Origin of the sequence: Peribacillus sp. NPDC006672, assembly GCF_050274955.1 — a bacterium.
Classification (GTDB): domain Bacteria; phylum Bacillota; class Bacilli; order Bacillales; family DSM-1321; genus Peribacillus.
The window spans coordinates 14,052-27,933 of sequence record NZ_JBNNOR010000012.1 but is presented as its reverse complement, the minus strand read 5'-3'; the positions used below and the strand labels follow the sequence as shown (position 1 = coordinate 27,933).

Here is a 13,882-nt window from a genome sequence, read left to right as displayed (position 1 = left end):
AGTAACCAGCTTAAATCAAAGTTCCATTATAGCTTAGGTAGAAAAAAAGGACCCAAAAGTGACTGAAATCATTTCATCTTTAAAATCTGGATATAATCCATAATTCTAAAGTCATGATCCGAACACTTTTGGGTAATCTGAGTTCCCAAACACTTGCATATACCTAAATCAGAATTTCACAACGACTTCTTAGTAAATACTCTTGAATGATTTTTAATACAATATCTTGGTTTTGCTTTAAATAGAAATTATCTCCCTTTAAAATATGCAATCCTTCAATCACTCCATGATTAGCACATTTCCTCCCAAACTTATTCGTTATTGAATTTCTTTTTTGTAATCCATATGTTCGTTACTAATATCGTTAACACCGTCAACGCAAGTGCCGCTAATGCACCCCAAATCGCCTGTGTATTAACTGTGCCTAAAATCAGTACTTCCATGGCATGTTTACTCATGCTTGCTGGATTCACATTGTCTATAACCGGACTTAAACCAACAATGATTCTGCAGCCGAGGAGAAATACTATCGAAATTAATGCAATAATACCCTGACTATTAAAAATGGTACTGATCATCGTCGTGAATGAAACGATAAATAGAATCCACAGCAGATAGAATAACAAAGCTATTATTAAATCCACAAACTCAACACTCGTAAACAAAAAAACTACATACAGATATGAAACCAAGTATCCTAATGCCACACTGCAGGCAACAAATAGATAGTTGGAAATGATTTTTCCACTTATATAAGATACAACCGTCACGGGCCTTGTAAGAATGAAAGCCAGCATACCATTTGCTTTATCAGATTGTACGACTCCCATCAAGGAAACGATGATGATCATGACCCCCAGCTGATCAAATTGGGACCCTAATGTACTTGCAAGAACTTCGCCGCCTTTTTGGGCAGCCATGCTTGGATCAATCGTGATTCCTTGGCCCCCACCCAGTGCCTCTAATATTGAAGGTAAATAATAGCTTACAACTGGTTGAGTTATTCCTAAAAATAAAAATACAAGCGGCAGCCAAAGTACTTTAAATTCACGTACCATCTGAACAAATTCCTTTTTCGCTAAAACGGTAAAATTATTCATTTTTCCACCACCAATTTTAAGAATATCTCTTCCAATGTATCGTTATCTATTTCGAACCTTACAAGATCAACATTATGCTCAAGAGCACTCGCGAGTAACATGTTTTTGTTTGACTCAATATTTTCCACTTCTATCTTCAATTTATTTCCCATTACCTCTACACTTTTTACAAAGTTCAAGCTTTTAACGTTTTCAATCCATTTTTGACTTTTAGAGGTTATATCGACATTAATTTTATTTCCGCTATTCCTGTTTAATAATTCTGACATTGTTGTATCTTCGATTTTTTTACCACTCTTTATAATGACAAACCTCTTGCATATTTCTTCTGCATCGCTTAATATATGTGTCGATATTAAAATTGTCGTATCTTTCTTTATTTCTTTTATTATATTTAACACTTCTCTCCGGCCGATTGGATCTAATGCCGAAACTGGTTCATCCATGACAATCAATGCTGGTTTATGTAACAACGCTTGTGCAATTCCAAGCCTCTGTTTCATTCCGCCTGAAAAGGTTCTTACCTTTGAATTCTCTTCCCCGCTTAACCCTACTTTCGACATGATTTCTGGAATACTCCGTGTTAATTCTTCCTTCTTTATTCCTGATAGCTCCCCCATAAAAGTAAGGGTTTCTTTAGCAGTCATCCATTGAAAAAAGTTTGGGTATTGCGGTAAGTAGCCTATTTCCTTTTTCATTTTTGAAATTTTCTTACCATCAAGCAATACTTCTCCCATACTTGGATCTATAATATCTGCAATCACTTTTATCAGTGTCGATTTACCAGCCCCATTTGGCCCTATCAATCCAACACATTCCCCTGATTGCAGTTCCATTGAAAAATTATTGACCGCTGTTTTTTCTTTGAATTTTTTTGTAACATTTCTAATTTCTAATTTCATATCCTGTCACTGTCCTTTCTGCCAATAACGAAGTACAGAATTGGACCAATAGTATTTGCAAAAATAATGATGAGTGTCCACAATAAAACATTTTTCCTAGTCTTTCGATTTCTGTATAAATCAATCAATGCTATAAGGACTAAAATCAATCCAATAGCAATCACCGGTAAAATAATCGGCAGAATAGACATAAAATCAATATCTTTCAATTCGTTCCATCCATAATGCAATTGCATACCAACCACTCCTATAATTTAAAATAACTCCAAATAAGGTGTTATCATTATCAATAATGATAACACCTTATTTGGAGTATTGCACCAATTTTTCTTTTATAAATATTGTTTTAGTTTTTATTGTTATTTATAATGATAATATTATCATTATAAATAACAATAAAAATATAATGATATTTTTTACGCTTTTTCGCGTAAATCCTCTATGCTTTATTGCATGAAAAGATTAGCTTTTCACAATTGAAAATATTTAATAATGGCTTTTTATTTACTTCGAAAAAATATTTCGGTTCCAGATGTGTCATTTTCGTAAATGAAAAATGCAATATATGACGAAATAAACTTATTATTCATGACCTATAAGAAAAGAGAAGTGCTGAAACATCAAAATTGATTAACACTATCCAGTTATTAATTAAGGAGAATACGATGATTAATAAAGCTGAAATTTTAATGCACCCTGTAAGAATAAAGATTTCCCAAGCTTTAATGAGAAACAGGGAAAATGGTTTAACACCATTAGAAATGTTAAAAATCATTAAAGATGTACCACAAGCAACGTTATATAGACATATACAGGTTTTGTTGGATTCGGGGGTCATTCGCATTGTAAAAGAGAAAAAAGTGAGATCCGTTTCCGAAAAATACTATGTTTTAAATGAAGAAGAAGCGCGACTTAGCGGGGAAGAATGGAAAAAATCTTCAAATGAGAAAAAGCTGAACTTTTTGTCTTATTATCAATTATCCCTTATGACTCAATATCAGAACTATCTTACTAAATTAGAAGAAAGAGACTGCTCAGAAGATGGGTCAACCTTTTCACTTTTAGAACTAAAGCTTGATGATGAAAGTTTTATTAACTTTCAAAATGAATTGAACGATTTAATGTTAAAATACTACAATTCTACGAATCAAAGTGCTAAACAAGACTCTCCTATACGAACCATCGGGGTTACAATCATTCCAGAATCATAAACAAATGAAAAAAGGCTGTTCCAAAACCATGGTACCATGAATCATAAATAATATAGAAAAAAACGTTAAAAACATATCTATATATTCACAAGCAATGAGGTTCCATTCTCCTTTTTGGAACAGCCCCTTCATAATGGAAGAAACTCCAATAAAAAAAGTTTATCGCCAAGTTTTTATTATCTGCTTGGAGGATTATCAAAGTGAATATACCCGATGTCAGCTGCAAGAGGATCACTCATCAACTATCAAATTTTCCCCAAAGCTTCTTTAATACTGCCGTATACTTCGTCCCAAAGTTGTTTATCTTCAGAAAAAGCCATTGTTATCTTTTTAAAAACTTCTTTTTGTTCTGCCTCAAAACGTTCATCATCCTTAGCAGGCAGGTCAGATCTCAACTCCATTACGTACTCTTGTACCTTTGGTGCACGAGGTCCCCAAACAGCTTTTTCTTCACCATTCCTATCAATGAATATAAAAATGGGTATCGAACGCGCTGTTCCATTCGTTAAGTATTGATCCATCAGTTCAAGATTTTGATCTCGTAAAACCATGCGAGTTTCAATATTTGCCGCTTCAGATATATTCAGCAATATAGGAATATTCATCATCGCGTCCCCGCACCAGTCTTCAGTAATGACAATGGCTCGAAGTTCCTTCGTCTTTAACTCATCAAAAAAACCTTGGTCCTCTGCAGAAATGGAAAAAACCTCCTGAATCGATTGTAAGTTTTCTTTATGGACTTTCATCGAAGATACAAATTCTTTAGCAGGAATCCCCTTTTCAAACCATTCATTCAGTGTCGTCATACTATTTCTCCTAACTATTTTTAATTTAAAAGTACCATAAACCACCTATTATTTCATGGTTTCCATACTGAAAATTAAAATGACAAATTGGTAAATTAAAAACCATGTTTTTCTTTCCCGTGTAAAGGGAAAACTCTAAATACAATCAATAGCTTGGTAACTACCTATTTTTATATTCATTAAAACATTGTTTTTTAGTTTAGGAGATGAAATTTTGTGGAAGGTTTTCTTTTTGCGCTACTACCTGCTTTGACATGGGGGAGCTTAGTGCTTGTTTCCGAAAAACTCGGAGGCAACTCTTATAATCAAACGCTTGGCATTACAATCGGTTCATTACTGTTCGCCATCATGATGTCTTTCATCAATCCGCCGGAATGGAGCAGTCTAGTCTGGATTGTCGGCATCATTTCCGGGATAGGTTGGGCATTCGGGCAGTTATTTCAATTCAATAGCGTCAAGGAAATCGGGGTATCGAAAACCGTTCCAATCTCAACAGGACTGCAAATTCTAGGAAATGCATTTTTTGCGGTTATCATTTTCAGGGAATGGAATGACAGGATGACAGTCATCATCGGCATTGTTGCAATAATCTGTTTAATTACAGGTGTCTTGCTGACAAGCTATGGCGACGGTGAAAACAAAAAAGAAGGAAGCTTGAAAAAAGGGATTTTTTATCTTGCCATTTCAACGGTGGGTTATGTTACATATGTCATCGTTGTCAGATGGAATGAAGTTGACGGATGGTCAGCGATCCTGCCGCAAGCAATTGGCATGTTCCTAGCAGCCCTGCTGCTTTCCATCAAGTATAAGCCGTTTAATAAGTATGCTGGAAGAAATATTCTAACCGGAATGATGTGGGCAGTTGGAAATATCGGTCTCCTGCTCGCTAATCCAAAAGTGGGCGTAGCCATCGCTTTCTCATTTTCCCAAATGGGAATCGTCATATCCACTTTAGGCGGCATCTTTCTTTTAGGAGAGAAAAAATCCAAAAAGGAAATGGCTTTCGTCATCATTGGATGTGCACTCGTAATTGCCGGCGGAATCATGATCGGCTATACAAAAGAATAATTAGAGGAGCGATAATCATGTATGAAGATTTAGAAAAAAAAGTAGTCGTGATCACTGGTGCGGCAAAAGGGATAGGTAAAGCCATGGCCGAAAGGTTCGGTAAAGAAAAAGCACATGTAGTATTGAGTTATCACACTGAAAATGGCGACCATAAGGAAATCACCAAAACGATTGAAGCAGCAGGCGGAAAAGCCGCAGCCATTCAAGGTGACATTTCTAAGGAAGCTGATGTAAAGAAATTACTTTCATTTGCTATCGACACTTTCGGTACCATCGACATCATGATCAACAATGCAGGCATTGAAAATGAAGTCCCGAGCGAAAGGCTAACGCTTGAGGATTGGCAGAAAGTCATCGATGTAAACCTTACGGGGATGTTCCTCGCAAGCAGGGAAGCTATCAGTTATATGCTCGATCATGATATCAAGGGCAATATCATTAATATGTCTTCCGTTCATGACCGGATTCCATGGCCTCACTTTGTCCATTATGCAGCAAGTAAGGGCGGAGTGAAGATGATGACAGAAACCCTTGCACTTGAATATGCTCCTAAAGGGATACGCATAAATAACATTTCCCCCGGCGCAATCGACACACCCATTAATGCCGAGAAGTTCAATGACCCAAAAGCTAAACAAGAAGTAATCGACCTGATACCGATGGGATATATCGGTAAGCCTGAACAGATTGCCGCTTGTGCTGCCTGGCTAGCCTCAGCTGAATCAAGCTACGTAACGGGCATGACCTTATATGCTGATGGCGGAATGACCAATTATCCAGGATTTCAAGCAGGAAAAGGCTGATTTTGGTGCATCCAAAGGGAATTTCGAAAAGCTTTTTCAACCCCACTTTTTTAATGGCGGTATGCTTTGAGGGAATCTAAACGTATTGTATGGATCATAGGTCGTTTTCACTTCTCGAAGCCGTTTGAAATTTTCTCCATAGTACGCAGTTGGCCAATCTTTAATGAGGGCATCCGGCCAATTCACATAGTCACCAGTAGTATACGGAGACAAGGCGTACTTAAGTTCCTTGATCCAATGAATGTTTTGCCGCTCTTCTTCTGGATTAGTCCATGTAGCCAAATACTCCTGAGCGATTAAAGCATTCCGATAATAAAATGCCGTTTCCTTTGGTTCCGTACGGCCTGCCGCTCCTCCAAGGGATTGATGCCAAATGGCTGCATTTTCATTCGGGGCGTTTTCCAGAAAATGCTTCATCGTCAAGATTGCTCTCTTAGGAAAAGTTTTTTCAATGAAAGAACCTGACTTCTTACGATGGGCCGGTTGACTTCCACTCGGATCATCAAAGAATCGTACAGCTTCAATGTACGGGACTTCCTTAATCATGACATTTGTTGGTGAACCAGTTTTCGTCAAAGGTTTTAGAATCTGCTTTAACCTATATGACGTTCCAACAAATTCACCTTGAGCGATAATTTGGTTTACTTCCTTTGCCTTGAATTCAATTTCAGAAGTTAGACATTCATCAGCTTGAGGGGCCCAATCCTGCCAGGCATTAAACACCGCTTCGAAATCTTTCCACCCCCATGTGACGGAGAAAATTGATATCCTTGATACAGGGTATACCCTGAAAGTAAGAGAAGTGACTATGCCAAAGTTTCCCCCTCCACCCCCGCGACATGCCCAAAATAAATCACTATTAATTTTCCTATTTGCTTTAATGAGTTTGGCGCCCCTCTTTCCACACGCCCTTACCATTTCTATTTCAACCAGATTGTCACAAGTAAGTCCAAAACGCCTCGTTAACATACCTATACCACCACCAAGCGTAAGACCTACAAGACCAACACCGCTTTCGGTCCCAGCCGGAATCGTCGTGCCATACTTCCATAGCTTATTATATACTTGCCCTAACTCAGCTCCGGCTTCAATTTTTGCGATCATTTTTTCACGATTGACCTTAATCTTGTACATTTCACTAATATCAATGACTAGACCGCCATTCACTAATGAAAAGTTTTCATAACTATGCCTGCCGCTCCTAACCCGGAAAGGTGTATGATTTTCCCTGGCCCATTTCAGTGAATTCAACACATCATTGGTATTTTGACAAAACACAACGACCTTTGGGAATTTAGGAAAACTTAAGTTATTATTTACCCTGGCATGCTCATACTCGGCATCATTAGGTCTAACAATACGCCCGGTAAGCTTTGTTCTCTCCAAAATATAAACCCCTTTCTCAGATGATGTAGAGAATTATATATACTATGAAAACCTTTAGGAAGAGACACATGCTATAGGTGGAAGTGATTTCAATTAATCTAATTCATATTTTCACCTCAACCTTCGCACTAAAAAGTAGAATATAGTTTTTTACTTAACTCGCAAGTTTTCATTTTTCACTTGTGACTTTTCATGTTTTACTTGTGAATTCCAGCAAAGACTAAAAAAATCCCTAAAACAAAAAACCGTTCCAATCGCCAGCACTTTTTAATAAATAAAAAACATGGTCATAAAATAACCATGTTTTCTTTATACTCATATAGCTGTGTCTACACAAAAAAATATTTATTTCTATAAATCAAGTGCTTGCCCAGGGGCGCGGCTTATACTCTAAATGCTCCCCCATGGGCCAGTTACATAAATAAGATTATTTTAAATTCCACCTTCAGTATTCTTTTGAATTTGAAAAAATTAGGTGAATCAAGGTTCAAAAAACAAACATTTGTTTTTTAGAACATATGCTAAAACATTAGCCTATATGTGCAAAATAAACCGTTCATTTTTTACAAATTATATCTCAACAACATTTACATAGAATTTATGCACCAGTTAGGAAAATCTTATTTTCTAACAAAGGAAATACTTGAAATACTCCAGGCCTTTATTGAGAATTTCCCCTGCAATAACTGTTCTTTCCTCAAAAAAAGTCATGCACAAGTTGGGAAAAATGCCTGAGGGATGAAGATTTCTCTTTATCTCTCTTTGTTTTGTCCACAATTTATGCACGACTTTAATTAGTGTCAATTATATTTAAACTTATGGGAAACACACTCGACATAGCTAGAGTGATGAATGTAGATTAAACAAGATGATCTCCCAAAATCCTTATTATAGAAAAACTCGTATTACTCTCATCTTTTTATCGAATGGCACGTGAATTCTTAACTGGAAACCTCATCATCGGATTTAACATCCAATGGTATTCGTTTATCCATTTTCAGCATGTAATAACTTACTACGACCAATGCTAGGAAAACGATCCCGACAACCAAGGAAATCCTAGTACTGGGATTGATCCACATACCCACAAGCACCATCAGTAAAAAGGCAATTGTCGCATAGTTACTGTAAGGGGCCAACGGCATTTTGAACGGATGTTTTTCCATTTCAGCAGCATTTACCTTTCTGAATTTAAGCTCACTGATAAGTATGACAAACCATGGAATCATTCCGGGTAAAACACTCGCACTGTACACATAAAGGAATAATTCCGGCGGTGCAAGGTAATTCAGGACAACCCCAATGCCCAATCCTAATAGTACAGCGATCGTACAATATGCCGGCACTCCACTTTTAGAAACTTTTGCAAAGATTTTCGGAGCTTGGCCATTCAATGCAAGTGTATAAAGCATACGCCCTGCACTGAAGATCCCACTGTTGCATCCGGACATTGCCGCAGTGATTACGACAAAGTTAATGATGCCTGCCGCTGCTGTGATACCGACTTTAGCAAAGGTTGAAACGAATGGGCTTCCGATGTCATCTAGTTTATCCCAAGGATAAACCGTCACGATGACGAATATAGCTCCAATATAGAAAATTAAAATGCGCCATATGATTGTTTGGATCGCTTTTGTTACGGTCTTCGTTGGATTTTTCGCTTCTCCGGCCGTGATGCCGATAAGCTCAACGCCTTGATAGGAAGACACGACAAGGGAAAGCGCAAAGAAGAATCCTGTCCAGCCTCCCGTAAAGAAGCCGCCATTTGCCCAAAGATTCGATAATCCAATTGCATCTCCGCCATTCCCTATTCCAAAGAAAATAAGGCCAAGGCCGGCAATAATCATCAATATGATCGTTATTATTTTTATAAGTGCAAACCAAAATTCAAATTCCCCGAAAGATTTTACGGAAATGAGGTTGGCTGCCCCCAAGATGATCATGGCGACCACACCTGGAATCCAAGCTGGTAACTCCGGGAACCAATACTTCATATACATTCCAACGGCGATGATTTCGGACATCCCTACGATTACCCATTGAAACCAATTGCTCCAAGCAGTCATATAACCTGCCAAAGGATGTATATAGCTGCTAGCAAAGGAAGCAAAAGAACCCGTTGTCGGTTCTAAATATAGCATCTCCCCCATGGAACGCATAATGAAAAATATAAATATACCTGCGATGGCATAAGCAAGCATTACAGAAGGCCCTGTCCATTTAATCGTGCTCGCCGATCCCATGAATAACCCGACACCGATGGTTCCGCCCAAAGCTATCATCTGAATGTGACGTGCCTCCAGCCCTCTCTTTAATTCCTTGTTTGACATGATTAACTCCCCTAGATGCAATATTAGCAGCAATGCTCTTCCATCCTTACCGCCAATCGACTCTCTATTAATTATTGTGGTTTGAAATGACTTATCGTAATCATATAAATAACACTTTAATTTTGTTTTCTTATCTTATAATAGTAAATACTCCTTAAAAATACAAATGTATTTTTCAAGAAAACAGTTGTTAAATATATCTTGGCGATTTTTAAAATACCTTTATAAAAAAGTGAATCAGTATTTTATAATAGTGATTACAAAAAAAAAGAATAGAAAACAATCACTTCTGCTTTGAGCCCATTCAAAGTCCTTTCAAGTGAACGTTAAAAAGATTAGAACATTTCAATGTGTTATAAACCTCATAAGACCTGGCTAACTTTTAAAAAAATTTGTTGACCTTCCGAAAAATAGATGATAGAATTCCAATATTATTTTATAAGTATAATGAATGTTTCATAAGTGGAAGATCACCACAGACAGACATTTTTACACAACCGCATACAAGCAAGCGATGAATGCTATGGATGACACTATAGCAGGAGCAGCTTCTGGAGAGACTGTACAAGATGCAGCGCCGAAGGATTCACAATCTCAGGCAAAAGGACAGAAGAGTAACGAATGATAAATTGTTATTCTGAACCCTTTAAGAGATTGGTATTATCCAATCTCTTTTTTTATTGTCCACTTTGTGATTGGACTGAAACAACACTCGTGAAAACCATTGGAAAATGCAAGCTGGGTGAAAAAATCACGTCCCTCTCCAAGACCATGCAGGTTTGAAATCATTCACTACCAAGACTATAAAAGACGGGGGCGTACGAATTGGCTAAACAGGAATTAAAAAGAGATTTAAAAAATCGTCATGTACAACTTATTGCAATAGGAGGAACCATTGGTACCGGCTTATTTTTAGGATCCGGGAAAGCCATACAATTGGCAGGTCCATCCATCATCTTCTCCTATCTAATAATTGGAATTGCCTTGTTTTTTGTGATGAGGGCCCTAGGCGAATTGCTCTTATCCAATGCAGGGTATACGTCATTCACTGAATTCGCAACCGAATATGTCGGCCCATGGGCTGGCTTTGTGACTGGTTGGACATATTGGTTCTGTTGGATCATGACCGCAATGGCCGATATTATAGCTGTCGGTGTCTATATACAATACTGGTTCGATATCCCTCAATGGATTCCGGCTCTAATATGCCTTGTCATTCTGTTAGGTTTGAACCTATTGACCGTTAAGTTATTTGGCGAATTGGAATTCTGGTTTGCCATCATTAAAGTAATCACGATCATCGCCTTGATATTCGTAGGGATCATTCTTTTGGTCATCGGCTTCAATACCAATACCGGAACGGTTTCCCTAACGAACCTATGGACTCATGGAGGCATGTTCCCCAATGGCATTTCCGGATTCCTGCTGTCTTTACAGTTGGTCGTCTTCTCCTTTGTAGGTGTCGAATTGGTCGGGGTTTCAGCTGCAGAAACGGCAAACCCAAGAAAGAACATTCCGTCTGCCATCAATAAAATCCCTGTCCGGATTTTACTTTTCTATGTTGGTGCCATATTCGTCATTCTCTGCGTCAACCCTTGGACACAACTGGATGCCACGAGCAGCCCATTTGTAGAAGTCTTTGCGCTAATCGGCATTCCTGTCGCTGCAGGTATCATCAATTTCGTCGTTTTGACATCAGCTGCTTCTGCATGCAACAGCGGTTTATTTTCAACAAGCCGAATACTCTATACGTTAAGCAGGAATGGAGAAGCCCCTGCTAAACTGGAAAAATTAAATCAACAGGCTGTTCCAAGCAATGCCTTATTAACATCAACAATCGTTGTATCACTAGGAGCATTGTTAAGCAAACTGATACCGGAACAGGCATTTACCGTTGTGACAACCATCAGTGCCATCTGTTTCATATGGGTATGGAGCATCATCTTGATCTCCCATATCAAATATTCGAAAACACGGCCGGACCTAAGAGCCGAATCAACTTTCAGGGCTCCTTTTACACCCTTTATCAATTACGCCATTTTAGGATTATTCCTGTTCATCCTTATCGTTATGCTATTCGCTGAGGCTACACGGCTATCACTGCTCATGACGCCAATCTGGTTCATGGTCTTGGTGATACTATATAATTATCAGAAAAAAAGATAACAAAGGGATAAAGCCTTGAACTCTATAAGAATTCAAGGCTTTATCTTTTATCAGTCGGCGCTGTTGCTAAAAATATATCAAGTAACTGCATTAAATTTCATATAAAATAGTGTAAGCTTATATTTATAATCGGTCCTTTATCAAAGAAGGCACATCCGTAGTATGAATTTTCCATCCCAGTTTGGTTCACCCATCCATCAGTGGCACTGAAGTAAAACCCCCATTGTTGGACGTTTCACTTTATTTAAAACGGAGGGGTTTGTTTAATGAAGATTATATATATCCTTACTCTAGTTCCTTTTATAGGCATACTAGGATTTCTACCTTTTGTTAATAGAATAGAACCTTATGTATTAGGGATGCCTTTCAATATGTTCTGGATGGCTATGTGGGTAGTCCTCACCTCTGCCATCTTGGGCATCATGTATAAGCTGGATCCCCGGAATCGGGAAGGTGACCAGGAATGAATATTTCCCTCTTAATCATTTTAGCCTTTTTACTGCTATCGATATTTTTAGGCATTCGTTCTTCAAAAGGAAAAGATATGAACTTGGAACAATGGACGGTGGGCGGACGCGGTTTTGGTGCAATATTCGTCTTTCTGCTGATGGCTGGGGAAATCTATACGACCTTCTCCTTCCTTGGTGGCAGCGGCTGGGCTTATGGCAAGGGCGCACCCGCTCTATATGTTCTTATTTACATTACTTTGTCTTACGTATTATCCTATTGGCTCCTTCCGGAAATATGGAAATATGCCAAAGAAAATAAACTGATGTCCCAATCCGATTTTTTTGTAAGCAAATATAAGAGTCCCAGGTTAGGAATTTTGGCTGCGCTCGTCGGTGTAGTGTCGATGATTCCAGTGATCGTCGTGCAGTTGAAAGGACTGGGGATCATTGTCTCAGAGGCATCTTATGGTGCAATCTCAATGTCTGCGGCGGTTTGGATGGGGGCGATCGGCCTTACCATTTATGTAATGATTTCTGGTATACACGGTTCAGTTTGGACAGCAGTCATTAAAGATATCATGATGATCGCCATTATAGGATTCTTAGGAATTTATCTGCCCATTCATTACTTTGGTGGATTTCAGCCGATGTTCGAAGCAATTGATGCGGCCAAGCCTGGCTTTCTAAAGTTCCCTGAGCAGGGACTTAGCGTATCATGGTTCATCTCCACGGTAATATTGCTCGTATTCGGTTTCTATATGTGGCCCCAAGTTTTCAGCGCTGTTTATTCAGCTCGCAGCGGGAAGGTATTTCGAAAAAATGCCATCATCAGCCCTTTATATACGCTCATGCTGTTATTCGTATTTTTTGTAGGGTTTACAGCTATATTGAAAGTGCCTGGACTCGTTGGGGCAGATGCAGACCTCTCATTGCTGCGCCTTTCGATCGAGACCTTTGACCCATGGTTTATAGGTATAATCGGCGGAGCTGGGTTGCTGACCGCATTGGTGCCGGGATCCATGCTTTTGATGAGCGTCGCTACACTGCTCGCTAAAAACGTCTATAAGGAATTTGCACCTACAGTATCAGATCGCCACGTTGTAAGATTGGCAAAAATCCTTGTCCCAATCATTGCCCTTATAGCCGTCTACTTCACCTTAAACGGCGGCGAAACGATGTCAGCATTAATTCTCATGGGATACAGTCTCATCACACAGCTGTTCCCGTCCCTTCTATTTAGTCTGAAGAAGAAGAATCCGATCAATAAATATGGCGCAATCGCCGGCATCATCGCCGGATTGGCCATCGTAATCTGCATTACACTCAGTCATTCAACAATAGGGACCCTGTTTCCATCCTTGCCACAAGCAGCGAAAGATTTGAATGTAGGAATCATCGCCTTGGCAATCAATTTCATTGTGATGATAACGGTAAGTCTTGCCCTCAAGAATCATGCGGTTCAGTTGGAACCAAAATCCGTTAACGATATATGAAGAACTCATTGATGCTGATTGTTGGATTAAGAAACATTGGAAGAACATCGAAAGGGCTCAGTCAAAAGACTGAGCCTTTCTTATAATCGACTTCCAAAGTCATAATGTCCTTTTTCTTATGAGTGATTATAGAAAGTTAATAGCGGACAAAAATTAACTAATAAATAC

The 13,882-nt window shown here is 38.6% G+C and carries 12 protein-coding genes and 1 riboswitch; of the genes, 6 read left to right on the top strand and 6 right to left on the bottom strand.

What is annotated here, in order from left to right; all coding sequences use genetic code 11:
- Positions 1-311: 311 nt before the first annotated feature.
- From ACQKKK_RS18725 to ACQKKK_RS18715, 3 genes are read right to left on the bottom strand one after another with little or no spacing between them, the layout of a single operon-like run.
- Entirely contained in the window at positions 312-1,100 is a 789-nt protein-coding gene (locus tag ACQKKK_RS18725) for an ABC transporter permease (RefSeq protein WP_427618113.1), read from the bottom strand.
- A complete protein-coding gene (locus tag ACQKKK_RS18720) occupies positions 1,097-2,002 on the bottom strand; it encodes an ATP-binding cassette domain-containing protein (RefSeq protein WP_427618111.1) in 906 nt (301 codons plus the stop codon). The genes ACQKKK_RS18725 and ACQKKK_RS18720 overlap by 4 nt, the downstream gene beginning before the upstream one ends.
- On the bottom strand, positions 1,999-2,238 hold the full coding sequence (locus ACQKKK_RS18715; protein ID WP_427618109.1) for a PLD nuclease N-terminal domain-containing protein: 240 nt from the start codon (positions 2,236-2,238) through the stop codon (positions 1,999-2,001). The genes ACQKKK_RS18720 and ACQKKK_RS18715 overlap by 4 nt, the downstream gene beginning before the upstream one ends.
- Positions 2,239-2,667: 429 nt before the next feature.
- Between ACQKKK_RS18715 and ACQKKK_RS18710 the strand changes: the two genes are divergently transcribed.
- Positions 2,668-3,213 carry a helix-turn-helix domain-containing protein gene (locus ACQKKK_RS18710; protein ID WP_427618107.1) on the top strand — a complete coding sequence of 182 codons (546 nt, stop codon included), beginning with the start codon at positions 2,668-2,670 and terminating at the stop codon, positions 3,211-3,213.
- A gap of 245 nt (positions 3,214-3,458) precedes the next feature.
- Here ACQKKK_RS18710 and ACQKKK_RS18705 read toward each other — a convergent pair whose 3' ends face one another.
- Entirely contained in the window at positions 3,459-4,019 is a 561-nt protein-coding gene (locus ACQKKK_RS18705; protein ID WP_427618105.1) for a thioredoxin family protein, read from the bottom strand.
- 216 nt (positions 4,020-4,235) lie between these two features.
- Between ACQKKK_RS18705 and ACQKKK_RS18700 the strand changes: the two genes are divergently transcribed.
- A complete protein-coding gene (locus ACQKKK_RS18700; RefSeq protein ID WP_427618103.1) occupies positions 4,236-5,087 on the top strand; it encodes a GRP family sugar transporter in 852 nt (283 codons plus the stop codon).
- A gap of 17 nt (positions 5,088-5,104) precedes the next feature.
- On the top strand, positions 5,105-5,890 hold the full coding sequence (locus ACQKKK_RS18695; RefSeq protein WP_427618101.1) for a glucose-1-dehydrogenase: 786 nt from the start codon (positions 5,105-5,107) through the stop codon (positions 5,888-5,890).
- A gap of 36 nt (positions 5,891-5,926) precedes the next feature.
- Here the strand turns inward: ACQKKK_RS18695 and ACQKKK_RS18690 are convergent, their stop codons facing one another.
- Complete coding sequence (locus ACQKKK_RS18690; RefSeq protein WP_427618099.1) at positions 5,927-7,276, bottom strand: FAD-binding oxidoreductase; 1,350 nt, start codon at positions 7,274-7,276, stop codon at positions 5,927-5,929.
- Between the two features lie 941 nt (positions 7,277-8,217).
- Positions 8,218-9,606, bottom strand: coding sequence for an amino acid permease (locus tag ACQKKK_RS18685; RefSeq protein ID WP_427618097.1), 1,389 nt, complete (start codon positions 9,604-9,606; stop codon positions 8,218-8,220).
- A 541-nt stretch (positions 9,607-10,147) separates the two neighbouring features.
- A riboswitch (glycine riboswitch) is annotated at positions 10,148-10,226 on the top strand.
- A 205-nt stretch (positions 10,227-10,431) separates the two neighbouring features.
- On the opposite strand from ACQKKK_RS18685, the gene ACQKKK_RS18680 reads away from it, so the two are divergent.
- The 3 genes from ACQKKK_RS18680 (at position 10,432) to ACQKKK_RS18670 (ending at position 13,714) form a co-directional block, all read left to right on the top strand.
- Positions 10,432-11,772, top strand: a complete 1,341-nt coding sequence (locus tag ACQKKK_RS18680) for an amino acid permease (RefSeq protein WP_427618095.1) — start codon at positions 10,432-10,434, stop codon at positions 11,770-11,772.
- A gap of 266 nt (positions 11,773-12,038) precedes the next feature.
- Entirely contained in the window at positions 12,039-12,239 is a 201-nt protein-coding gene (locus tag ACQKKK_RS18675; RefSeq protein ID WP_125161884.1) for a DUF3311 domain-containing protein, read from the top strand.
- A complete protein-coding gene (locus ACQKKK_RS18670) occupies positions 12,236-13,714 on the top strand; it encodes a sodium:solute symporter family protein (protein WP_427618093.1) in 1,479 nt (492 codons plus the stop codon). Before ACQKKK_RS18675 ends, ACQKKK_RS18670 begins: the two co-directional genes overlap by 4 nt.
- Positions 13,715-13,882 lie beyond the last annotated feature (168 nt).

Bases quoted from the DNA above. Each gene is read 5' to 3' on its own strand.
- ACQKKK_RS18725 (WP_427618113.1), bottom strand. From the start codon at position 1,100: ATGAATAATTTTACCGTTTTAGCGAAAAAGGAATTTGTTCAGATGGTA.
- ACQKKK_RS18720 (WP_427618111.1), bottom strand. From the start codon at position 2,002: ATGAAATTAGAAATTAGAAATGTTACAAAAAAATTCAAAGAAAAAACA.
- ACQKKK_RS18715 (WP_427618109.1), bottom strand. From the start codon at position 2,238: ATGCAATTGCATTATGGATGGAACGAATTGAAAGATATTGATTTTATG.
- ACQKKK_RS18710 (WP_427618107.1), top strand. From the start codon at position 2,668: ATGATTAATAAAGCTGAAATTTTAATGCACCCTGTAAGAATAAAGATT.
- ACQKKK_RS18705 (WP_427618105.1), bottom strand. From the start codon at position 4,019: ATGACGACACTGAATGAATGGTTTGAAAAGGGGATTCCTGCTAAAGAA.
- ACQKKK_RS18695 (WP_427618101.1), top strand. From the start codon at position 5,105: ATGTATGAAGATTTAGAAAAAAAAGTAGTCGTGATCACTGGTGCGGCA.
- ACQKKK_RS18685 (WP_427618097.1), bottom strand. From the start codon at position 9,606: ATGTCAAACAAGGAATTAAAGAGAGGGCTGGAGGCACGTCACATTCAG.
- ACQKKK_RS18675 (WP_125161884.1), top strand. From the start codon at position 12,039: ATGAAGATTATATATATCCTTACTCTAGTTCCTTTTATAGGCATACTA.
- ACQKKK_RS18670 (WP_427618093.1), top strand. From the start codon at position 12,236: ATGAATATTTCCCTCTTAATCATTTTAGCCTTTTTACTGCTATCGATA.